This window comes from Salinivibrio sp. MA607 (assembly GCF_001996245.1).
In the GTDB taxonomy this organism is placed as follows: Bacteria; Pseudomonadota; Gammaproteobacteria; order Enterobacterales; family Vibrionaceae; genus Salinivibrio; species Salinivibrio costicola.
Map to the genome: position 1 here is coordinate 131,345 of NZ_MUFJ01000001.1, position 21,840 is coordinate 153,184.

Below are 21,840 nucleotides of genomic sequence, written 5' to 3' on the forward strand. Positions count from 1 at the left end.
CCAGAGCCATCTCTATGCCAGAATTACCGGAAGTAGAAGTAAGCCGTTTAGGAATCATACCGTATGTCGAAGGGCAAACGGTGACCGATATTACCATTCGTCAGCCAAAGTTACGTTGGCCGATTCCCGATGCGCTACAACAACTTAAAGGGCAGGTGATCCGCCGGGTTACCCGTCGGGCCAAGTATCTGTTGTTAGAAACCGATGTCGGGGCGGCGATTATCCATTTGGGGATGTCAGGCAGTTTGCGGGTGCTACCGACGTCACTGGCGCCCGAGAAGCACGATCATGTCGATGTGACACTCAGTAATGGGCGCTTACTGCGTTATCATGATCCACGCCGCTTTGGCGCCTGGCTGTGGCAAGACGGTGAGACGCCCCATACCGTTTTGGGTAAATTGGGCCCCGAGCCATTAACCGATGCCTTCGACCCTGACTACCTGTTAGCCAAAGCAACAGGGAAAAAAATGGCGATGAAGAGCTTTATTATGGATAACGCGGTAGTGGTTGGGGTGGGGAATATTTACGCCAACGAATCGTTATTTTGTGCGGGGATTCATCCTAAGCGACCCGCGGGCAGTCTCACGGCGACTGAGGCGGCGTGCTTGGTGAACGAAATTAAAACCGTTCTCGCAGCCGCCATCACTCAAGGAGGAACCACGCTTAAAGATTTTACGCAAGTGGATGGTAAAGCCGGTTATTTCGCCCAAGCGCTGCGTGTTTATGGTAAATCCGGTCAGCCTTGTCCGGCTTGTGACGTTGTGCTTGAGCGTATCGTCATTGGACAGCGGGCAACGGTATTTTGCCCGCAATGCCAGCCTTTAGGATGAAGGCGTTGCCTGCAGCTTGTCTTTCAGAGCGTTGAGTACCTCGTGGTGCACAAATTCTCGCGTGTCTCCCCCGTGCAAAGCCACTTCTTTGACGAGTGTGGAAGAGATAAAAGAGTGTTCCTCCGACGGGGTTAAAAAGACACTCTCTAGCTCGGGCATTAAACGCCGGTTCATGTTGGCCAACTGAAACTCATACTCAAAGTCTGATACGGCACGCAAACCACGGACCAAAATGTTGGCTTGGTACTGTTTGGCAAAGTTGACCAGTAATCCTGAGAACCCAACCACGGAGACATTGGATAAGTGCGCGGTGACCGTTTGCGTCAGGGCGACGCGTTCATTCAGATCAAAAAGCGGTTGTTTGCTTGGACTGGCGGCAATGCCCACAATCACATCGTCAAACATTCGTGCCGCGCGCTCAATCAGATCCAAGTGACCGTTGGTGATCGGATCAAATGTGCCCGGGTAAATCACGCGGGTATGTTGTTTTTGTGTCACTGGCTTATCCTTAAAAACGTGTATTGGGAAGAGGTTATCAAATCCTTGTTCTGCGCGCATTGTTCTGACTCTCTTGCGTGCCCTTGCCTGTGATTCTAACCGCGAGCAAGGTACACTGATGTGCGCCAGCGTCAGTGCGTAAACAGGAAAAACCGTGAGTATAGAAGTCGAGCAACGCGAAAACGAGTGCATCTGGTACGATCCTACCTTGGTGGTCGGGGAGCCGCGCCAGTATTTTGATATTCATTTTTGGCACCAACAGGCTGCCGTCACCGGCTCGGCCAAAGGGCGAGGGATAACCTTTTTTGTCCGTGGCCCGAAAATGGAGATGGCACTGCGGCATTATTATCGCGGCGGCCTGTTCGGCAAATTGGTGAAAGACCAATACTGGTTTACGGGCTGGGAGGAAACGCGCTGCGGTGCGGAGTTGCGCTTATTGGCTTATTTGCGCGAGAAAAAGATCCCTGTACCGCGCCCCGTCGCTGCTCGTGCGGTAAAGACAGGCCGTACCTATCGTGCCGATATCTTGGTAGAAAAAGTCCCAGGAGCCCGTGACTTGGTGGCGATATTAAGCGAAAACAGCTTGCTAGCTCACGATTATCACGCCATTGGCCGCTTGGTGCGTCGTTTACATGATGCCGGCGTGTGCCATTCTGATCTGAATATCCATAATATTCTTCGTGATAGAAAAGGCAAACTGTGGCTGATTGATTTTGATAAGTGCCAACAGCGTGAAGGTGAGCAATGGAAAGAAGACAACTTAGCACGCTTGCATCGCTCTTTTAAAAAAGAAAAAGAGAAGCGCCAAATCCGCTGGCAGCCCGAGGATTGGGCTGCGGTCTTAAAAGGTTACAATCATATTCGAAAGTAGTCGCCACTCAGTGCGAGTGTCGAAGCCAAGGGGTGAGTGCTTGTAAGGTTCGCTCAACGGCGCCACGGTTTTCTTCGACCACCGCCAAACCGGCTTTTCCTGCTTGCGCTGCCAGTGGCGGTGCATTAAAGAAAGCGCCAATCTTTGCCGCGAGATCTTGGCTATCGTTACATACTTGCAGTGCGCCTGCGTCTATTAAAGCATCACCAATGACTTGGAAGTTATAGTAACTGGGTCCGGTTAATAAGGGTTTGCTGAGCGCAGCGGGCTCTAACAGATTATGACCGCCAACTTTGGCGCCTAAAAAACTCCCTGCCATGACAACCACATCTGCACTGGCGAGATACATCATCATCTCACCCATGGTATCGCCAAGGTACACTTGCGTGCTCGTGGTAAGCGTCTCGCCCTGAGTATGTCTTTGTATACTGAGGCCCTGAGCCGCGACTTGTTGCGAGACATCATCAAAGCGCTCAGGGTGGCGAGGGACCATAATCAATAAAGCATCCGGATAATCACGTAGCAAAATACTGTGGGCGGCTAACATGATGGCATCTTCGCCTGCATGGGTGCTGGCCGCTATCCAGCAAGGGCGTTCACCGCGAGCGTCACGAAGCGCAGCGCCTAAATCAGGATTTACCGCCTTGATATCAAACTTCACCGACCCAACTGCGCTTAGTTTTTCTGCGGGGACCCCCAGTGCGGCAAAACGTGCTTTATCAGTGGTATGCTGACACAGTATGAGATCGATATGCTGACTCATGGCACGAAAGAGCGGCGCAATTTTTTGATAATGGTGGCATGCCTTTTCAGAAAGTCTCGCATTAATGATCGTAATGGGAACACCGGCACGACTGACATGATGCAAAGTATTGGGCCAAAGCTCGGTCTCCATGATCACGCATAGCCTTGGAGAGACTGCACGTAAAAAACCACGAATCGCAAACGGAAAATCGACAGGCATATAGCGATGGTTCACACCTTTGATGCGCATTGCCTGCTCGGCCCCAGTGGCTGTAGTGGTGGTGATGAGGATAGGAACATCGGGATAAGCTTGTTGCAGTGCACTGATCACCGGTTTGGCGGCGAGGACTTCCCCTACGGAAACCGCATGCAACCAAATCGGCGCCCCCTCAATGTTGGGTGTGCGACCAAAGTGCTCTTGCCAGCGCTCCCCCACCGCCGGCTTACCGGGCCGTTTACGATAAAGCCCGACAAGCAAAAAAGGGGCAGCAAGTGTGAGTAATAATGTGTATAACCAGCGCACAGGGAAACTCCTATTGATAGATAGTTTCCATAATAACGACTTGATTGGAATTTGTTGATATTTGATTGTCGGTAATAGCTCACGCCTTGACACTTGGATCTGATAATCAATTACTAAGTTATGCTAGAGTTAGCGCCATTTAGCAGCGAATTACAGCAATAACATGGGAATACTAAAAAAAATAGAGAAAAGCATCAGAGAGCGTAAGCAGCGCCATCGCAACCAAAGGGACATGGAAAGTATTTTCGCGACGCGTCTTCGCCAAGAACAACTTCACCAGCAGATGCTTACTGATACAAGCTCCTTGGTTTCCGATCACTCGTATTTTGATACGCCGTTAGTTGTTAGCTTGACCTCGTTTGCTGAAAAGGTGCATGAGGTCTACCTTGTCGTCGAGTCCTTGGCGCAGCAGACGTGCCCACCAAACCGAATTATTCTTTGGCTCGACGAAAAGGAATACAGTGATGTTAATCTACCTCATTCTCTAAAAAGACAATGTGAGCGTGGGCTGGAGGTGAGGTATTGCGACAATATCAAGTCGTATAAAAAGATCATTCCCACACTGAAACTAGCACCAGAGGCCTATATCTTAACCGTCGATGACGATGTTATGTATCCGCACAGCATGATTGAGGGGTTAATTCGCGCTTGCCACCGTCACCCTGGTTATATTTATGGTCATCGCGGGCACAAGATAACCACCAGTGCTGGAGAGCTCCGCCCCTATAAGCGCTGGCGATACTGCGCTAGCCTGTCAGCGCCGAGCCACCATTTGATGCTCACTGGCTGCGAGGGGATATTATATCCGCCGCAATCGCTTCATCCTGATGTGCTTGATCAGTCACTATTCATGCAGCTCGCCCCGAGCGCAGACGACTTGTGGCTAAAAGTTATGGCAATCCGCCAAGGCAGCCTGTGCATGAAAGTGCCATATAGCGATCCATCGCTGGCTTTAAAACGGTATCGTGCCATTGGATTAGCGCAGACCAACATTCGCCAAGGCGGTAACGATAGACAGCTCAAGATGCTGCTTGAACATTACCCCAAGGTCAAACAGGCATTATTAGCTAACGAAGCTCAGTGATGATTTTTTGATAGAGCGTTTGATAAGTCAGCGCGGTTTGGGAAATATCACATGTCACTGCTTGTTGTTGGCTACCAGCAATAAGGTGCGCCTGAAGCGCGTCTTGCTGTGTAATGTCCTCGATACGTTGCGCCAACTGGTTGGCATTGCCTGGTTCAATCAGATGCCCAGTGACACCATGCTCAATGATATCAGGGATCCCGCCAGCACGCGTTGCAACAACAGGGAGCCCGGCTGCCATTGCTTCTAAAATGACCGAGCCTAAGCCCTCAGAGTAGGAAGGATGGACGAGTAAATCGGCCGCTGCGAACCAATCGCCCATATTCGTTTGTTTGCCAGCAAAGTGAACGTTGCTGAGTCCTTTCGCTTGAAGCGCTAACGCTTCACGTTCTTTACCATCACCAAGTAAACAAAACTGGATGTTGGGCGATGTGTTAGCAAGTAAGCGTGCCGCTTCTATCGTGACATCAAAGCCTTTATGCGCATACATATTGGCGGCATGAATCACTAAGAACTTCCCATGAAATTGCGCTTTGATTTTCTCAACCTTATCTTGCGATACAGGGTAGATGACAGGAGAGCTAGGAATTTTGACTAACTTGGCATCAGGGTAACGTTTTTCTAGTTGATGGATAATCTCCGAACTCAAACCGACCAGGGCACTCGCTTTGCGGTATGCAAGTTGAGATAACCACTTTTTCTTTAAAGGATTATCAATGCGGCGTGTCACGATATAAGGCACATTATGTAATAAGCGCTGGAGCAATGCCCAATAAATCGCTCGGCCTTCGTGGACATGGACCAGATCACATGTTGCGGTGATTGAGCGCTCATGTCGTCGAGTATAGTGCGGACAAAGCACTAATTGGCATTGTTCTAACGCGCGAATTTTATCAGCGAGCGGGCTTTTGGGGTTCACCACTACGGTGAGTCGATAACCCATTGCGAGCTGTTGTTTAATCAGTGTGAGCGTTTGTCGCTCACCGCCGCTAAAACCAGAAGCGAGATTAACGTGGCAAATGTGCATGATCACCACACCTTATTGAAGTCTTCGTTTTCTAACACTTTTGGATCGCGTTGGAACTCGAGTAATTTGGCATATTTCAGATAACTATTTACCGCAGAGCTGAGTGCGACTGTCATACCATCGACTCCACCCAAAAAGCCGCGCTGAAAAATATACTTACGAATAAAGGCGTTGAGGCCATGCACAAAAGGAGAAAACGCGTTGGCACGTTTTCCTTTTTGGTACATGATTTTTGCGGCTCGTCCGCTAAAGTTGCGTCCCGGCTTGGCGAAAAGCTGTCCGATATTATCAAAAGAGTAATGAATCAGGTCACAATCTAGCGGCTTAGAATTGCTGGCTTGCACAGCGGCATGCTGTTTTACTTCTGCAAAGCGAGTTTTGGTTTTATCGTACAGGCGAATACAGTAATCAGGATACCAACCACACTGTTTGATCCACCGGCTACCAATATGGTTACGGCGACGGAAGGCGAATGCATCATGTGATGTATTAGCTAAATCGAGTCCTTGGATCTGTTTAACTGCTTCATCAGTCAGGCGTTCATCCGCATCTATGCTCAGGATCCACTGGTTTTCAGTGTGCGCCAATCCCATATTTTTTTGGATACCATCGCCAAGGTAAGGTTGGATAACGACGGTGGCACCGAGCTCTTCCGCAATTGCTGTTGTCTTGTCGGCGCTTTGTGAGTCAACAATCACGATGTCAGAACACACTTGCTGTAGCGACTCGATACAAGCTTTAATGTTTTTTTCTTCGTTGAGCGTAATAACGACGCCTGTGATCATGATGTTACCTTTAGCGGATTAAGTAAGTATAGTCGGCTTAGCTGTGACAACTGTCGATTTTGCCTGGATGTCTCTGGAGATAACAGCATTGGCACCAATGATAGCACCGTGGCTGATTGTTAGATCCCCTGCTATCACCGCACCAGCAAAAATGGTTACATTTTTTTCGATTTTTGGCATTAACTCTTTTCCTGACTTAAGAGGCGAAGAGCCAATCGTTACATTTTGATGAATTTTAACGTTTTCATCGATCACGACGTTTTTTCCCAGAGTAATCCCAACTGGATGTGGGAAAATACAGCTAGAGTGAATTTTTACTCCTGGCTCTATGTCGCATCCGTATTTGTAGAGAATCCGACGTTGCCAGTGTTGTGCGAGCCTTCTCTTTCCTTTGAAATGGAAGTAGTTCATAACTTCTATATCATATTTGATTTTCTTTGGAGGAGATGAACGCGTAAAACACTTTACGATCCGGTTAATCAATTTTATACCCTCAAATACAAAGACTTATACGCAGACACAATGGCTTCTTGGCTAAACTCAGAGAGTTTGGCCTGGACGTACTCATTTTCAGAATCTGTCCATCGATAAGATATAGCCTGGAACATTTTATTTGCCATGGAGTTTTTGTCTTGGTTACATAGGTAGCGCTCTAATTCTCCAGACATAATCTGTCTCACTCCACCCTCGGAGTCCGTGCAAACGATGCGAGTATTGCAGGCTAAGGCTTCGAGTAGAACCATTCCCAGCCCTTCAAACCGTGAGCTGAGCACAAATAAATCGGCTTGCTTGAACCAAGAAAAGGGATTCTTGCGGGCGCCTTTAAAGAAAACACGATCCTCGATACCGAGTTGTTTGACTCGTGCTTCAATATTTTCCCTGTCTTTGCCATCGCCCACAATGACAAGATCATGCGTGACATGATGCTCTGCAATTAACTGGGAATAGGCATCCACTAACAGGGTAAAATTCTTCACTTGAGTGAGGCGCCCCAAGCCGAGTATAAACGGGCGAGGATGCATGTCCGGCTCGTCCCTCTCCGCTTGTTGACGGATATAAGCCGCGTTATTAGGGTTACTGATCACCTGAGAATGAGAGGGAGAGAGTGCGTACTGTCGTTTAAGTGCTTGAAAGCTATCATGAGCGCCTTCAGAGACACAAACGATGCTTTTGTGATCAAAGAGTGCGTGATAAACCCGATTTGAAAATGCACCGTACTGTCTGGGCTTTATGATGTTTTCACAGACGTAGACAAAGCGCGGGTCTTGAAGCGGCCAAAGTTGCTCGAAGGTGCCTTGTCCACGGAAAATGATTAAATCGAACTTGCCCTTCTCAGCTTCTAGCTTTTTAAGCTTTTTTTGAAAGAAATAGCCAGTCAAATAAGCAAATAGTAGCGGGAATGATTTACTCACTACGCTATTTATAAGCTTACAGAGTAGGTAGTAAAGCGCGCCAATCCCTGTCGTCAGCGCTGCCTTTTTAAGGTTAAACAGTTGAACGTCTACCTTTTCGTTAGGCTGAATATCGATGGGGCGATCTTTTAAGTAAATGAGCGTCGCCTCATGCCCTTGAGCAGCAAACGCTTCTGCAAGGTTCACAGCGACACGCTCCATGCCGCCGAGTTTTAAGCAGTTAACAACCACAGCAATACGCATCAGTCATTATCTCTTTTTAGTCGCTTTACTTGAGTAAGACTGTATACAACCCCTGAGATAACCACAAAGCTAAACACGCCATAGCTACGACTATTAAAGGTTTCGAATCCATTGATGATAAACCAAAAAAGGTAGAAGCATAGCGCCAGAATGAGCGTCCACTGAGGCGTCATATCAGCTTGATAGCCTTTGTAGGCCTTTATACAAGGTAGAATATACAGCGCTAAAACAAGTGCGAAACCAATAATGCCGTATGCGACTAACAACTCAATGTGATTGCTATGCAAATGGGCAAGATTTTTTAAAGAACCACTCGTGCTATTTTTTAACGCCATCAGTTTATCTGATGAAGTAATGACATGCTTGATCCCATTTTCACCCAGACCCAAGATAGGATACTCAGCAATACTTTTCGAAGCGTCAAGCCATGAGTTGATGCGTATTCCGATACTTGTCATTGGAATATTATCCAAGTTACCGGAGACTATCTTTGCCAGGACCGACTGCTCTTTCAATGCTCGCTGTTGAATATAATCTGATTGCGAGATAGATAGAAAAAGCAATACGACAATTGAATAGCTAAAAAACACAGACTTTTTTGATTTAATAACGCCTGACAGCATGAGTATCAACGGCAACATAAACATAACCGCACCTATGGCAAGCCAAACTTGGCGAGATTGGCTGACGATAGCAAGCACAACCGAAAAGGAAAGTGCGATCACTAAAAGTAGACTCAATACACTTTTCATCGTAAAGCTTATTTTTGCAGGCTTGACTGCAAAAAATAATCCAAAGCAAACTAAGACGACAGTTCCTGCAAACATAGAGGTGAATTGCGCGTTTTTTAAGCCAAAATCAACACGTCTAAGTTGGAAGGCTAACTCTAATTGCTGGCGGAAATCACTTTGTGTAACACAAGCAATAAAAACCCCGATTGCAAAAAGCACCAGTGTCGTAATAGCTGCTTTATTATTACCTTGAAGCACTAAGCCAATTGGTATAAATATAAATAATTTCGCCAATCTATCAAAGTGCGGATAATCATTCGCAAGTTGCGGAAGATGAATGGTGCTATTCAGCCAACTCAAGCCCTGTATAGCCATGATTCCAACGAATATCCAAAAAAAGATATCTTTTTTGAGAAGGTGTCGGTGGGTCACTAATAATGGCACACTCAGTGTGAGAAAGAATGCACGAAATAGCTCGCCAGCATCTGGAAACGCAATGGCAGTCAGAGCATAACCAAAAAGAAAAAAACGTACTAACTTATAGAAGCGTTTATCATCAATAAAATTAAAAAATGATGGGACTATGGCTTGGTTCATTGGAGAATCCTAGTTAATACTTGGTCAGGGTCCAAATCCTTTAAACACTTCAAATGCCCAAGTGGACATTCGCGTTGAAAGCAGGGGCGACATTCAATATCTGTATGCACAATGTCGACCTTACTGGTTAAAGGCGGCGTGTAATCGGGGGACGTTGAGCCATAAATGGCAATGACCTGGCAGTTGACCGCCGCGGCGATGTGCATCAAGCCGGAGTCATTACTGACGACGGTTTGGCAAGCGCCTAATAGATCAACAGCCTCAATTAAATTGGTTTTACCCGCTAACACATGAATATTCGGTGCGTTGTCGGCAAGGGCGGCAATTTTTTCACAGGTGTCGATATCTTTGGCTGAGCCAAACAGCCAAACTTGAAACCCCTTAGCATGCATCTGGCGAGCGACCTCGGCATAGTGTTGCTCAGGCCACTTTTTGGCTGGGCCGAACTCGGCACCCGGGCAAAGACCCACGATGGGTCTATCTTGGTTTAAGCCCAGCTTAGTGATCACAGCTGCTTGTGCGTCAGGATCAATGGTTAATTCAGGTTTTGGTAGGCCTTCAAGGCCGCCGAGTGAGACCGAACTTTGCATCGTGGCGCACGGGTGTGCTAGGGCAACATAGCGCTCAACCATATATTGAAACGCTTTTTTATTGGGACGCAGGTCGTTGAGCAAACCATAACGCATTTCACCTTTCCAACCGGTACGTGTTGGGATCCCAGCAAACCAAGGGATCAGCGCCGATTTGGCGGAATTAGGCAATACATAGGCATGGTCATAGCCATGTTTTGCTAAGCGTTTACCTAATTGGTAGCGCTTACCGAGTGCAAATTCTCCATGGCCCAGTGGCATGTCGATACTGCGATTAACTTCTGGCATACGCGCCAAAATAGGGGCGCACCATCCAGGCGCCATCACGTCAATGGTGGCGTCAGGGTGTTGTTGTTTGATGGCTTTATACAGTGATTGCGACATCACCATATCGCCGACCCAAGACGGGCCAATGACGAGTACTCGTGTCATGATGCCCGTTTCCTTTTTGCCTCTTGGTAGATATTGCGGCCGTCTTCGCGTGTGCGGAGCAGCTGTAGGATCCACATGTATTGATCGTATTGACCCTCGAGCATGGTTTCGATGTGTTGGTTCATCATGTGGGCGTCCGTTTTGCTATCACCGGTTGGAAACTCGCTAAATGCTGGATGGATGGTAATGACAAACCGACCGGTTTTGGCATCAAAGCCAGATAGCACAGGCACGATATGCGAACGCGTGACTTTGCTCAACTTGCCGAGACTTGGCAGTGTCGCCTTGGTTGTTGAGAAAAAAGGAACAAACTCACTGCTCTCATCACGCATATCTTCATCGGGCAGGTAATAGCCCAAGAAGCCTCGTTTAACCGCACGAATAAAAGGTTTAATCCCTGCTTCTCGTTCGTAGCAGTTACCACCATATTGTACTCGTTGGCGGTGCATCAGCCAGTCGAGGAGACCGTTTTTTTGTCGTTTTGAGAAGGCAGCGACAGGTAAGCCCTGTGAGGCAAATAAAATCGCCGCCGCATCAATCGCCCAGGTATGGGGGACAAACAAGATCACCGGCTCACCATGATCGGTGTGGCGGGTAATATGCTCCATGCCAATGACATCACAGTGCTGTTGAAACCACTGACGACCACGTAACGTAATCAGTGGAAAACTGAGTAAAAACGCTCCTGCGGCTGTTAGCGTCTCGACCAAGATCGCTTCGCGTGCTTGCTTTGATTGCTCTGGAAAGCAGGCTTCAAGGTTGAGCCATGCATTCAAAATCGTGCCTTTTTTCTTTTTCACCAGCTTGCGTGCCACCCATTGGGCAAAGCGATACTTTGCTCGCGCAGGTACCAACAAACAGATTGGCAAGGCAGCCAATAACATCAGCCAGGTGCCCCAATATTTCGGTGCGAGGAAGGCACGCGAAAATTCGGGGTTATAGGCATTTGGATCGTAATCGGGTCGCTGTTTTGTCATTATTCGATTTTCTCATACGCCAAGCGTCACGGCTTGGCGTAAACATCATTATATTAGCGATTGATTTCAGCCAGATAGGCGGCAACACCTTCAGCCACAGTCTTAAAGGAAGCGGTATATCCGGCTTCACGAACCTTGGTCAAATCGGCCTGCGTGTAAGCTTGATAGCGGCCTTTTAAGTGATCGGGGAACGGCACCTCTTCAATTTCCCCTTGACCGTGAAACGCGATGACGGCGTTGGCGACGGCGCTAAACGGTTCGGCACGGCCAGTACCACAGTTAAAAATGCCGGAGATTTGTTGCTGCCAGAACCAGATATTCATTTGACACACGTCGCCAACATAGACGAAATCACGCTTAAATGTGTCACTGCCTTCAAACAGCTTCGGGTTTTCACCGTTTAAGATTTGCTGGTTCAGGTGGTAAGCAACGGACGCCATGCTGCCTTTGTGCTGCTCACGAGGGCCGTAAACGTTGAAGTAACGAAAACCGGTGATCGGTGGCAGTGTTTCACCGTGCGCCTTGGCATCGTCTTGCACGCGACGGACATAATTATCAAACTGCTGCTTCGAGTAGCCGTAAACATTCAGCGCGCCTTCATACTCTGGCGCTTCAATGAAGTCTCTGTCGCGGCCGCCATAAGTAGCCGCTGACGAGGCGTATAAAAACGGAATGTCACGGTCAATGCAGTAATGCAATAGCTCTTTAGAATATTCATAGTTATTGAGCATCATGTACTTGCCGTCCCACTCGGTGGTCGCTGAGCAAGCACCTTGGTGGAAAATCGCTTCGATAGGCCCGAAGTTCTCACCGGCCATGATTTGGGTAAGAAAGTCTTCCTTATCCATATAATCAGCAATATCCAAATCAACCAGGTTAACGAATTTGGTGCCGTCTTTAAGGTTATCGACGACAACGATGTCACGATAGCCTTGCTCGTTAAGTGCTTTTACTAAGTTGCTACCGATCATGCCGGCACCACCAGTCACAAAAATCATATCGTTACCTAATTCATCGTTGCAGGCGACAGACGCCGTCGCCATTATTGTTGACTGTGATAGTATGGTTACGCATCAACCGGGCAGAGGACTGAACCATACATGAAAACCCAAGACCGAATTATCCATGCTGCACTGGCTTTATTCAATCAACACGGTGAGCCAAATATTACCACGAATCATATTGCGGCTGATCTTGGGATAAGCCCGGGAAACCTTTATTACCACTTTCGTAATAAAGAGGCGATTATACACAGCATTTTTGATCAATACGCGCAAGATCTCGCCCTTGCTTTTGATCCTAGTCAGCCTCAAGAAGATACCCAAGTGCTGTTGCAACATTATCTCGATGCAACGTTCAGTTTGATGTGGCGCTACCGCTTTTTTTACGCCAATCTGCCCGATATTCTGCGTCGCGATGAAGCGCTACAGCATAAGTACCTCGATGCACAACAACAGCTTCAAACCAACCTGATGACTATTTTGCAGCATTACAGCCATGCGGGGTGGTTGAATCTGAGTGAGAGTGGGTTGGCTGCCGTGGGCGAAACCCTGAAGCAGGTCGCGTCAAGCTGGATTTTCTACCAAAGTGCGCAAGCGCCACAAACACATATTCATGCCGGTGTGATCTACAAAGGCGTTTTACAGATGTTGGCGTTGCTACATCCGCTGACTTCCTCGCAAGGGCAAACCGCTATCGCTTCATTAATGGACCACTATCAGCAGCAATTGGTTCGCCAAGATATACGCGCACTGGATACCTTAAACTAACCGGTCCAACGTCGTTTATTGTGTTTTGCGCGATATTCCGCCAGCCTAAGGCGGAATACACGATATGAATCACTGTCTCGTGCGGGTTATTGGCACAAACCTAATGAACGTGCCATGATAGCAGCCAATCATTCGCCGTACAGAAACTGTGCGGCGGCCTTCCAAAAGTAATCATCACCAGCATGGAGATTGCGATGACGGCTGCCTTCTATCAGCAAATGCGTCATCAGCTTGAGCAAGTAAAAGCTGATGGCTTGTACAAAAGTGAACGCCTTATTACTTCCCCGCAATCGGCCAGTGTGGCCGTTAATCATGAGCAACAGGTGCTCAATTTCTGCGCGAATAACTATCTAGGATTAGCCAATCATCCTGCTTTGATTGAGGCTGCCAAAGCAGGGATGGATGAGCACGGCTTTGGCATGGCGTCAGTGCGCTTTATCTGTGGCACGCAAGACGCTCATAAAACCCTTGAGGCCAAGCTATCTGACTTTTTGGGCATGGAAGATACGATTTTGTATTCGTCATGCTTTGATGCGAATACCGGCTTATTTGAAACTATCCTGGGGCCTGATGATGCCATTGTCTCAGATGCGTTGAACCATGCTTCGATCATTGATGGGGTGCGCTTGTGTAAAGCGAAGCGGTTCCGTTACGCCAACAACGATATGGACGAGCTGGAAGCGCAACTTAAAGCCGCGAAAGCAGCCAATGTGGCGAATATCTTGATTGTCACCGACGGCGTTTTCTCGATGGATGGCGTGGTCGCTAACTTGCCCGCGGTGTGCGATCTGGCTGAGCAGTATGGCGCGCTGGTGATGGTGGATGACTCCCATGCTGTGGGCTTTATGGGCGATCATGGCCGTGGTACCCACGAATACCACCAAGTCATGGACCGCGTTGATATCATCACTGGGACCTTGGGTAAAGCCATGGGGGGAGCCTCGGGTGGCTATACATCGGGTAAAAAAGAAGTGATCGATTGGTTGCGTCAACGTTCACGCCCTTATCTGTTCTCGAATTCACTGGCACCGGCGATTGTGTCGGCCTCTATTCGCGTGCTCGATATGCTGGCGGAAAGTGACCATTTGCGCGCACAGCTATGGGATAACAGCGCACATTTCCGAGCTCGCATGACTGAGGCAGGTTTCACGCTAGCAGGCGCGGATCATGCCATTATTCCGGTGATGCTGGGAGATGCCAAAGTCGCGAGTGAGTTTGCCGAACGTATGATGCAAGAAGGCGTCTATGTAGTGGGCTTCTCTTATCCGGTGGTGCCGAAAGGGCAAGCACGTATTCGCACTCAAATGTCAGCCGCACACACGCGTGAGCAACTGGACCGCGCGATTGATGCTTTCATCAAAGTCGGTAAAGAAATGCAACTGATTGGGTAATCGTATGACACAAACAAGCATGAAAGCCCTGGCGAAGCTAAAAGCCGAGCCCGGTATTTGGATGACGGAGGCGGCGCTGCCTGAGCTTGGGCATAACGATCTACTGATCAAAATCCGCAAAACCGCCATCTGCGGTACCGACGTTCATATTTACAAGTGGGATGAGTGGTCGCAAAACACCATTCCGGTTCCCATGGTAGTCGGTCACGAATATGTGGGTGAAGTGGTTGGGATTGGACAAGAAGTCAAAGGCTTCGCCATCGGTGATCGCGTCTCCGGAGAAGGCCACATTACTTGTGGTCACTGCCGCAATTGCCGCGGCGGACGCACCCACCTTTGCCGGAATACCGAAGGGGTCGGGGTCAATCGTCCTGGCGCATTTGCGGAATATTTAGTGATCCCAGCGTTTAATGCCTTCAAAATTCCAGCGGAAATTTCGGACGATTTAGCCTCGATCTTTGACCCATTTGGCAATGCGGTGCACACCGCGTTATCGTTTGATCTGGTCGGCGAAGACGTGCTAATCACAGGTGCCGGCCCGATTGGTATTATGGCTGCGGCGGTTGCGCGTCATGTGGGCGCAAGACATGTGGTGATCACTGATGTGAATGAGTACCGCCTACAACTTGCTCGGGATATGGGAGTGACTCGGGCGGTAAACGTCGCCGAGACCTCGATAGAATCGGTGATGGCTGAGCTTGGAATGACGGAAGGCTTTGACGTTGGCATGGAAATGTCGGGCGTCCCTGCCGCTTTTAATAGCATGTTGTCGGCCATGAACCATGGCGGCAATATTGCCTTGCTCGGGATCCCACCGAGCGATATGGGCATTGATTGGAACCAAGTGATCTTTAAAGGCTTGGTGATCAAAGGCATCTATGGTCGCGAAATGTTCGAGACTTGGTACAAGATGGCCTCCTTGATTCAATCAGGGTTGGATTTAACCCCCATCATTACCCACCATTACCACGTAGATGACTTTCAAGAAGGCTTTGAGATGATGTGCTCAGGGCAGTCTGGTAAGGTGATCCTCGACTGGCAGGGCTAATGTAAGAGGCCTATAACGCCATATGACCGGGTGATTGAAGGCTCACCAGGTGCTTGGCAATATTGACAGCGCTCACCCATGGGGTGGGCGTTTTTAATCCAACCAAGGAACTGGGTTAGTGGTATTGCCTTTACGACGAATCTCGAAATATAGCGATGGTGTTGATTGTCCGCCACTGTCGCCAACTAAGGCAATCGGTTCGCCGGCGGTCACTGTGTCGCCGACGTCTTTGAGTAATGCTTGATTATAGCCGTACAAGCTCATATCCCCCTTGCCATGATCGACGGCAATCAATAGCCCGTAGCCACGTAGCCAACTGGATAGCACCACTTTTCCTGCATGCGTCGCTTTCACTTCCGTGCCACGCTTGGCATCAATCACGATGCCATTCCAAGTCACTTCGCCGGATTGGCGCTCGCCAAAGCGGTGCAGGAGTTTGCCTTGGGCGGGCCAAGTGAGTTTTCCTTTGGCGTCACTAATGCCTGCCATATTGACCTGCGCGCGTCGTGCCGCCTCGGCGATTTGTTCTTGCAAGCGCTGCTTATTAGTTTTGAGCTCGGCTAAATATGCGCTGTCACTGGCAATCTTGGCGCGAATTTGTTTCGCCGTTTGGCTTTGTGCGTTTTGCTCAGTCTCAAGCTCACGCTTTTTATCGGTTAACTCTGCCACGAGCTGCGTTTGCTTATCCCGCTGCTGTTTGAGCTGGTGAGCGGTGAGCTGATAATCGGTACGGGTAGCGGCGAGTGACTCAATCGTTTGCTGCATTGTGCCTGCAACGATTTCGGCATAGCGCGTTAACCGGTCAAGGGTGGCTGGCGATTCTTGGCTGAGCAGTCGTTTGAGTTGATCGTGTTTGCCTTGACGATATTGCGCATCGATAAGCTCGCCCAGTTGGGCTTGTTGGGCGATCATTTCCTGCTTTAATCGCGCTTGTTGTTGCGTCAGCTGGGTAATGTCGGTATCTGTTTCTTGCAGGCTAGCTTGCGCTTGGCGGATGCGCCTGGACAATGTGTCAATCCGTTTAGATTGCGCTTTTAAGTCGCGCTGAAGTGCATTGAGTTTTTTATTGTGCGCGGCCAGCTGTGATTGTTGGCGGGCAATCTCATCGCTCACGCCCTCAAGTTGTGAGTTAGCGTGCACAGACCCTGTGAATAGACACAGAAAAACGCCAGTGCATAATGCACTGGCGCGGAGGGTTTGACCTAGGCGTGTTCGTTTCTCCCGCATGGGGAGATTATTTCAGATCGAACAGAGGCTTGCCAGTCATCTCTTCAGGAATCGGCATATCGGACAATGCCAACATGGTCGGTGCCAGATCAGACAGCTTACCGCCTTCTTTCAAGGTCACTGGTTTGCTACCGACATACATCAGTGGGACTGGTAAGTTGGTGTGTGCGGTATATGCACCGCCCGTTTCCTCGTTAACCATCATTTCAGCGTTACCGTGGTCGGCGGTGATCAGCATTTGACCGTCCACTTCTTTAATCGCTTCTAGCACGCGACCGATACAGCCATCGACAGCTTCACACGCTTGGACAGCAGCCTCGTAGACGCCCGTATGACCGACCATATCACCGTTCGGGTAGTTACAGATGATCATATCGAACTTGCCGGACTTAATCGCATCAACCAGTTTATCCGTTAGCTCTTCAGAGCTCATTTCGGGTTGTAGATCGTAAGTGGCCACTTTGGGTGACGCCACCAAAGAGCGCTCTTCGCCTTCAAATACGGTTTCCATACCACCGTTGAAGAAGAAAGTGACGTGCGCGTATTTCTCAGTTTCTGAAATACGTAGCTGGGTTTTACCGGTTTTCGATAGCCACTCACCCAAGGTGTTTGACAGGCTTGTCGGTGGGAAAGCCACCGTCGTATCGATATCGGCTGCGTATTCGGTCAGCATGACAAAGTCGGACAGTTCGGCATACTTCTTACGCGCAAACCCATCAAACTCAGGCATAAAGGCACGAGTCATTTCGCGCGCCCGGTCGGCACGGAAGTTCATGAAAATGACTGCGTCGCCGTCGTTGATGGTCGCTTTGTTGTCACCCTCACGGAAGATTTCTGTTGGGGCGACAAACTCGTCATTTTCTTCACGCGCATACGCCGCTTCGAGGCCTTCAACCGCGCTCGTTGCGCTATGCTCGCCTTGCGCCAAGGTCAACAAATCGTAAGCTCGCTCTACACGATCCCAGTTGTTGTCGCGGTCCATCGCGTAGTAGCGACCCACCAGTGAGGCCGTACGTCCTTTGCCTAGCTTGGCAAAAAGGGCGTCAAAACGCTCAAGTGAGGCTTTTGCGCTACGTGGTGGCGTATCACGACCATCCAAGAAGGCGTGCAGATAGATTTGATCCGCACCACGCTCAGCGGCCAACTCAACCATGGCAGCAATGTGGTCTTCATGGCTATGAACGCCACCTGGTGACATCAGACCCATGATATGAACGGCTTTGCCTTTATCCACGGCTTTATCGACCGCGGCAGTGAGTGCGGGGGTCTGGTTAAAGTCGCCATCGGCGATGGATTTGGTGATACGGGTGAGCTCTTGATACACCACGCGGCCAGCACCGATATTCACGTGACCGACTTCTGAGTTACCCATTTGCCCATCAGGCAGGCCAACGTCAAAACCGGATGCTGAAATCAAGGTGCTATTGTCGGCCATCAGGCTGTCGATAACCGGCGTGTTAGCATTGGTGATGGCATTATCGCTTTGTGGGTCACGATAGCCCCAGCCATCGAGAATCACCAGTGCAAGTGGTTTTTTCGCAGACATATTACGTCCTCTTAATTCAAGCTAAAGACTGACATTGGATGCCACTGACATTGGATGTCATGGAGCAGCCACTGAGGCTTGATGCCAGATTTGAGGCTAGCATCAGGCCTCAGTGGTGCAGTGTGCGTAATTTTACAACATTTTACGCAAGGATACGTAGGCTAAGATCAATTATTCCAGCTGATAAGTTAACCAGCAAGGGTTGCATGGCTTGCCTTCTACCCTTGACTCCCCTCATTATGGCGAAGATTGTCGGTATACGCGAATGGCTTCACTCGATGTCTGCGATTGATGAAACCTTCTTTCTTTTTAACATATTGAGGGGAACGAAAATTTATCATTCGATCACCGTGAGTGAGCAAGCGCGCGATTTCGTCTTGGTAGGCTGTAAAACCCTGACGAGCAGGTTATACTCGACACCATTTTCATTCCTTGATGGACTCTCGCCTCGCGGGACAAACAAGCAGTATAGAGCAAAGGTTATGCAGGAATATATCGATTTTGTCTCCAACAACATGATTCTGACACTGGTCTGGGTTGGCTTAGCTGCCACCTTGTTGATGTCGCTGATCAAACAGAAAACCGCCGCTTACAAAGTGGTGGCTCCGAACGATGCCGCGATCCTGAACAACCGTGAAAATGGGGTGTTTGTGGATATTCGCAGTCATGACGAGTTTCGTGCGGGCCATATCACAGGCGCAATCAATGTATTGCCCAGTGAAATTAAATCGCACTCATTTGGCGAACTTGAAAAACATAAAACTGACCCCATCATCGTAGTATGCAAGACCGGTCAAACCGCGGCTGACAGTGCGAATCAACTCGCCAAAGCGGGTTTTGAGTCTGTGTATGTGCTCAAAGATGGCTTGACCTCGTGGAACGATGCCAAAATGCCACTGGTCCGCGCCAAAAGCGGTAAAGGCAAAAGCAAAAAGAAAAAGTGATCCCTCACTCAAATCTCGAGCGACTGCATGACGCAGTGGCTCGCATTTTTTAATGTGCCCGGCACATAAGCAACTAGTTAGAAAGGACGAACCACCATGGCTGAAGCAGAAAACAACCAACAAGCCGAGCAAAACTTTGCTATCCAACGCGTTTTTCTTAAAGACGTGTCTTTTGAGGCGCCAAATTCACCTGACGTTTTTCAGCAAGACTGGGCACCTGACGTTAACTTAGATTTAGACACGCAAAGCCGCGAGCTGGGTGAAGGCATTTACGAGGTTGTTCTGCGTCTAACCGTGACCGTGAAAAACCAAGAGAGCAGTGCGTTCTTGTGCGAAGTACAACAAGGCGGCATCTTCTCGGTTACCGGCATGGATGCGCCGCAATTAGCGCATTGCCTCGGCGCTTTTTGCCCGAATATTCTTTTCCCTTACGCGCGTGAGACGATTTCTAGCTTGGTCGTTAAAGGGACGTTCCCACAGCTTAACCTTGCACCGGTAAACTTTGATGCCTTGTTCATGAACTACCTGCAACAGCAGGCGGACGCGAAATCTGGCGAAGAAGAAGACGCGCAAGCCTAAGGGGTCATTATGACAGATCTTGCTCCCACTCAAGACGCCGCGATTGTTGTATTGGGCGCTGGTTCGTACGGCACTGCCTTAGCGATCTCACTGGCGAGAAATGGTGCCAACGTTGTGTTATGGGGGCACGATCCACGTCATCTTGCGCAGTTGGAAATTGACCGTGCTAACCAGGCTTTTTTACCAGGCGTCGCTTTTCCAGACTCGCTGGTGCTTTGTGCCGATTTGTCCGTGGCGGTGAATGCCAGTCGTGATTTATTGGTGGTGGTGCCCAGCCACGTCTTTGGTCAAGTGCTCGGCCAAATCCGGCCCTACTTACGCGCGGATTCTCGCGTTTGCTGGGCCACAAAAGGGCTAGAACCGGAAACCGGACGCCTGTTGCAAGAAGTCGCGCGTGAACAACTGGGTGATTCGCGCTCGCTGGCGGTACTCTCGGGTCCCACTTTCGCTAAAGAGCTGGCGGCTGGCATGCCGACGGCGATTTCTGTTTCCTCGCCTGACCCTGAGTTTGTGCGTGATTTGCAAGAGACGATTCATTGCCAGCAGAGTTTCCGCGTTTACGGCAATCATGATTTTATCGGCATGCAATTAGGTGGCGCGGTAAAAAACGTGATTGCGATTGGGGCTGGGATTTCTGATGGTATCGGGTTTGGCGCCAATGCGCGCACGGCTCTAATTACGCGTGGCTTGGCGGAAATGACGCGCTTAGGTGAAGCGCTAGGCGCATCGCGAGAGACCTTTATGGGCATGGCCGGTTTAGGTGATCTGGTTTTAACCTGCACCGATAATCAATCGCGTAATCGCCGCTTTGGGCTGGCGCTTGGCCAAGGTGAAGGCGTGCAAGCGGCGCAGGATAATATCGGTCAAGTGGTTGAGGGCTTTCGCAACACCAAAGAGGTGTGGGCCCTGGCGCAGCGCGCTGGGGTTGAAATGCCGATTGTGGAGCAAATTTATCAAGTTTTATATCAGGGTAAATTGGCGCATCACGCTGCTCGAGACTTGCTGGCCCGCGATAAAAAATCCGAATAACGGCAACGTGTATCAGCATATAAATAGGCGCGCGGGGTGAGAACCGCGCGTTTTTTTTATACACTGGCACGGTAGGGGAACGTCCCAGTTGCCGGTGATTTTTGATAAGGATGAAGGCAGTGAATCAGGCTAAAAAAGAATGCCAACAGAACCGTGTGTGGCAAGCGGTAAAAACAGAAGCACGCGAACACTCAGAGCGCGAGCCCATGTTGGCCAGCTTTTACCATGCCACAATTATCAAGCACGATAATCTCGCCAGTGCCCTGAGCTATATTTTGGCCAATAAATTGTCGACGCCGTCGATGCCGTCGATGGCGGTGCGAGAAGTGATTGAAGAAGTGTATGCCAATGATGCGTCGGTGGCTGAATCGGCTGCCTGCGATATTTGTGCCACGGTAGAGCGGGATCCTGCGGTGGAACTGTACTCCACGCCCTTACTGTACCTAAAAGGATTTCATGCCTTGCAAGGCTTCCGTGTGGCAAATTGGCTGTGGCACCAAGGTCGCAAAGAGTTAGCGACGTACCTACAAAACCAAATTTCAGTGACCAGTCAGGTGGATGTTCATCCGGCGGCCACTATCGGACGTGGGATCATGTTTGACCACGCCACGGGGATCGTGATCGGTGAGACGGCGGTGATCGAAGATAATGTTTCTATCTTGCAAGATGTTACTCTCGGCGGGACCGGAAAAGAAGGCGGTGATCGCCATCCAAAAATTCGGACCGGTGTGATGATCGGCGCCGGTGCGAAAATCCTTGGCAATATCGATATTGGCGAGGGCGCGAAAATTGGATCATGCTCTGTGGTGCTCAACCCTGTACCGCCGCACACCACGGTGGCGGGCGTGCCGGCTAAAATCGTTGGGCGCCCGAGTTCACATATGCCCTCACTGGATATGGATCAAGAGTTTAACGGCTCACACAAAACGTTTATCTCTGGGGACGGCATATAACTGCTTTGAC

The 21,840-nt window shown here is 49.4% G+C and carries 22 protein-coding genes; 10 read left to right on the forward strand and 12 right to left on the reverse strand.

Annotated features, from left to right (window positions below; all coding sequences use genetic code 11):
- The first annotated feature begins 14 nt into the window (after positions 1 to 14).
- Positions 15 to 830, forward strand: coding sequence for a bifunctional DNA-formamidopyrimidine glycosylase/DNA-(apurinic or apyrimidinic site) lyase (mutM, locus tag BZG81_RS00680; protein ID WP_077676532.1), 816 nt, complete (start codon positions 15 to 17; stop codon positions 828 to 830).
- Here the strand turns inward: mutM and coaD are convergent.
- A complete protein-coding gene (coaD, locus tag BZG81_RS00685) occupies positions 822 to 1,328 on the reverse strand; it encodes a pantetheine-phosphate adenylyltransferase (protein WP_025744211.1) in 507 nt (168 codons plus the stop codon). The genes mutM and coaD overlap by 9 nt on opposite strands.
- Positions 1,329 to 1,488: 160 nt before the next feature.
- On the opposite strand from coaD, the gene BZG81_RS00690 reads away from it, so the two are divergent.
- Complete coding sequence (locus BZG81_RS00690; protein ID WP_077676576.1) at positions 1,489 to 2,199, forward strand: 3-deoxy-D-manno-octulosonic acid kinase; 711 nt, start codon at positions 1,489 to 1,491, stop codon at positions 2,197 to 2,199.
- Positions 2,200 to 2,206: 7 nt separating this feature from the next.
- Here BZG81_RS00690 and waaA read toward each other — a convergent pair whose 3' ends face one another.
- Complete coding sequence (waaA, locus tag BZG81_RS00695) at positions 2,207 to 3,466, reverse strand: lipid IV(A) 3-deoxy-D-manno-octulosonic acid transferase (protein WP_077668904.1); 1,260 nt, start codon at positions 3,464 to 3,466, stop codon at positions 2,207 to 2,209.
- Positions 3,467 to 3,629: 163 nt separating this feature from the next.
- Here waaA and BZG81_RS00700 point away from each other — a divergent pair, with 163 nt between their 5' ends.
- A complete protein-coding gene (locus BZG81_RS00700) occupies positions 3,630 to 4,550 on the forward strand; it encodes a glycosyltransferase family 2 protein (RefSeq protein WP_131826421.1) in 921 nt (306 codons plus the stop codon).
- On the opposite strand, the gene BZG81_RS00705 is transcribed toward BZG81_RS00700, so the two are convergent.
- The 8 genes from BZG81_RS00705 to rfaD all read right to left on the reverse strand — a co-directional run bounded on the left by BZG81_RS00705 (position 4,534) and on the right by rfaD (position 12,342).
- On the reverse strand, positions 4,534 to 5,577 hold the full coding sequence (locus tag BZG81_RS00705) for a glycosyltransferase family 4 protein (RefSeq protein ID WP_077676534.1): 1,044 nt from the start codon (positions 5,575 to 5,577) through the stop codon (positions 4,534 to 4,536). The genes BZG81_RS00700 and BZG81_RS00705 overlap by 17 nt on opposite strands.
- A 2-nt stretch (positions 5,578 to 5,579) precedes the next feature.
- The gene (locus tag BZG81_RS00710; protein ID WP_077660350.1) at positions 5,580 to 6,362 is read right to left on the reverse strand and encodes a glycosyltransferase family 2 protein; all 783 of its coding nucleotides are present in this window, start codon (positions 6,360 to 6,362) and stop codon (positions 5,580 to 5,582) included.
- Between the two features lie 18 nt (positions 6,363 to 6,380).
- Positions 6,381 to 6,773, reverse strand: a complete 393-nt coding sequence (locus BZG81_RS00715) for a serine O-acetyltransferase (RefSeq protein ID WP_077660349.1) — start codon at positions 6,771 to 6,773, stop codon at positions 6,381 to 6,383.
- Positions 6,774 to 6,847: 74 nt separating this feature from the next.
- The gene (locus BZG81_RS00720) at positions 6,848 to 8,017 is read right to left on the reverse strand and encodes a glycosyltransferase (RefSeq protein WP_077676535.1); all 1,170 of its coding nucleotides are present in this window, start codon (positions 8,015 to 8,017) and stop codon (positions 6,848 to 6,850) included.
- Complete coding sequence (locus BZG81_RS00725) at positions 8,017 to 9,345, reverse strand: O-antigen ligase family protein (RefSeq protein WP_077676536.1); 1,329 nt, start codon at positions 9,343 to 9,345, stop codon at positions 8,017 to 8,019. Before BZG81_RS00725 ends, BZG81_RS00720 begins: the two co-directional genes overlap by 1 nt.
- Entirely contained in the window at positions 9,342 to 10,367 is a 1,026-nt protein-coding gene (waaF, locus tag BZG81_RS00730) for a lipopolysaccharide heptosyltransferase II (protein ID WP_077676537.1), read from the reverse strand. Before waaF ends, BZG81_RS00725 begins: the two co-directional genes overlap by 4 nt.
- The gene (lpxM, locus tag BZG81_RS00735; RefSeq protein WP_077676538.1) at positions 10,364 to 11,344 is read right to left on the reverse strand and encodes a lauroyl-Kdo(2)-lipid IV(A) myristoyltransferase; all 981 of its coding nucleotides are present in this window, start codon (positions 11,342 to 11,344) and stop codon (positions 10,364 to 10,366) included. Before lpxM ends, waaF begins: the two co-directional genes overlap by 4 nt.
- A 53-nt stretch (positions 11,345 to 11,397) precedes the next feature.
- Positions 11,398 to 12,342: an ADP-glyceromanno-heptose 6-epimerase gene (rfaD, locus tag BZG81_RS00740; RefSeq protein ID WP_077676577.1), complete on the reverse strand. Its 945-nt coding sequence runs from the start codon at positions 12,340 to 12,342 to the stop codon at positions 11,398 to 11,400.
- Positions 12,343 to 12,444: 102 nt separating this feature from the next.
- Between rfaD and BZG81_RS00745 the strand changes: the two genes are divergently transcribed.
- From BZG81_RS00745 to tdh, 3 genes are all read left to right on the forward strand, one after another.
- Positions 12,445 to 13,113 (forward strand): TetR/AcrR family transcriptional regulator, encoded by a 669-nt coding sequence (locus BZG81_RS00745; protein WP_077676539.1) that lies wholly within the window; start codon positions 12,445 to 12,447, stop codon positions 13,111 to 13,113.
- A 194-nt stretch (positions 13,114 to 13,307) separates the two neighbouring features.
- Positions 13,308 to 14,504 carry a glycine C-acetyltransferase gene (locus BZG81_RS00750; RefSeq protein WP_077668907.1) on the forward strand — a complete coding sequence of 399 codons (1,197 nt, stop codon included), beginning with the start codon at positions 13,308 to 13,310 and terminating at the stop codon, positions 14,502 to 14,504.
- A gap of 19 nt (positions 14,505 to 14,523) precedes the next feature.
- Complete coding sequence (gene tdh / locus BZG81_RS00755; RefSeq protein ID WP_025744220.1) at positions 14,524 to 15,552, forward strand: L-threonine 3-dehydrogenase; 1,029 nt, start codon at positions 14,524 to 14,526, stop codon at positions 15,550 to 15,552.
- 93 nt (positions 15,553 to 15,645) lie between these two features.
- On the opposite strand, the gene BZG81_RS00760 is transcribed toward tdh, so the two are convergent.
- Together BZG81_RS00760 and gpmM are read right to left on the reverse strand one after the other, a co-directional pair.
- The gene (locus BZG81_RS00760; RefSeq protein WP_241827338.1) at positions 15,646 to 16,665 is read right to left on the reverse strand and encodes a murein hydrolase activator EnvC family protein; all 1,020 of its coding nucleotides are present in this window, start codon (positions 16,663 to 16,665) and stop codon (positions 15,646 to 15,648) included.
- Positions 16,666 to 16,786: 121 nt separating this feature from the next.
- Positions 16,787 to 18,325, reverse strand: coding sequence for a 2,3-bisphosphoglycerate-independent phosphoglycerate mutase (gpmM, locus tag BZG81_RS00765; protein ID WP_077646515.1), 1,539 nt, complete (start codon positions 18,323 to 18,325; stop codon positions 16,787 to 16,789).
- A 482-nt stretch (positions 18,326 to 18,807) separates the two neighbouring features.
- Here gpmM and BZG81_RS00770 point away from each other — a divergent pair, with 482 nt between their 5' ends.
- From BZG81_RS00770 to cysE, 4 genes are all read left to right on the forward strand, one after another.
- Complete coding sequence (locus tag BZG81_RS00770) at positions 18,808 to 19,269, forward strand: rhodanese-like domain-containing protein (RefSeq protein WP_025744223.1); 462 nt, start codon at positions 18,808 to 18,810, stop codon at positions 19,267 to 19,269.
- A 96-nt stretch (positions 19,270 to 19,365) separates the two neighbouring features.
- On the forward strand, positions 19,366 to 19,848 hold the full coding sequence (gene secB, locus BZG81_RS00775; RefSeq protein ID WP_025744224.1) for a protein-export chaperone SecB: 483 nt from the start codon (positions 19,366 to 19,368) through the stop codon (positions 19,846 to 19,848).
- A gap of 9 nt (positions 19,849 to 19,857) precedes the next feature.
- Complete coding sequence (gene gpsA / locus BZG81_RS00780) at positions 19,858 to 20,877, forward strand: NAD(P)H-dependent glycerol-3-phosphate dehydrogenase (RefSeq protein WP_025744225.1); 1,020 nt, start codon at positions 19,858 to 19,860, stop codon at positions 20,875 to 20,877.
- A 119-nt stretch (positions 20,878 to 20,996) separates the two neighbouring features.
- Positions 20,997 to 21,830 carry a serine O-acetyltransferase gene (cysE, locus tag BZG81_RS00785; RefSeq protein WP_236719494.1) on the forward strand — a complete coding sequence of 278 codons (834 nt, stop codon included), beginning with the start codon at positions 20,997 to 20,999 and terminating at the stop codon, positions 21,828 to 21,830.
- The last annotated feature ends 10 nt before the right edge of the window (positions 21,831 to 21,840 follow it).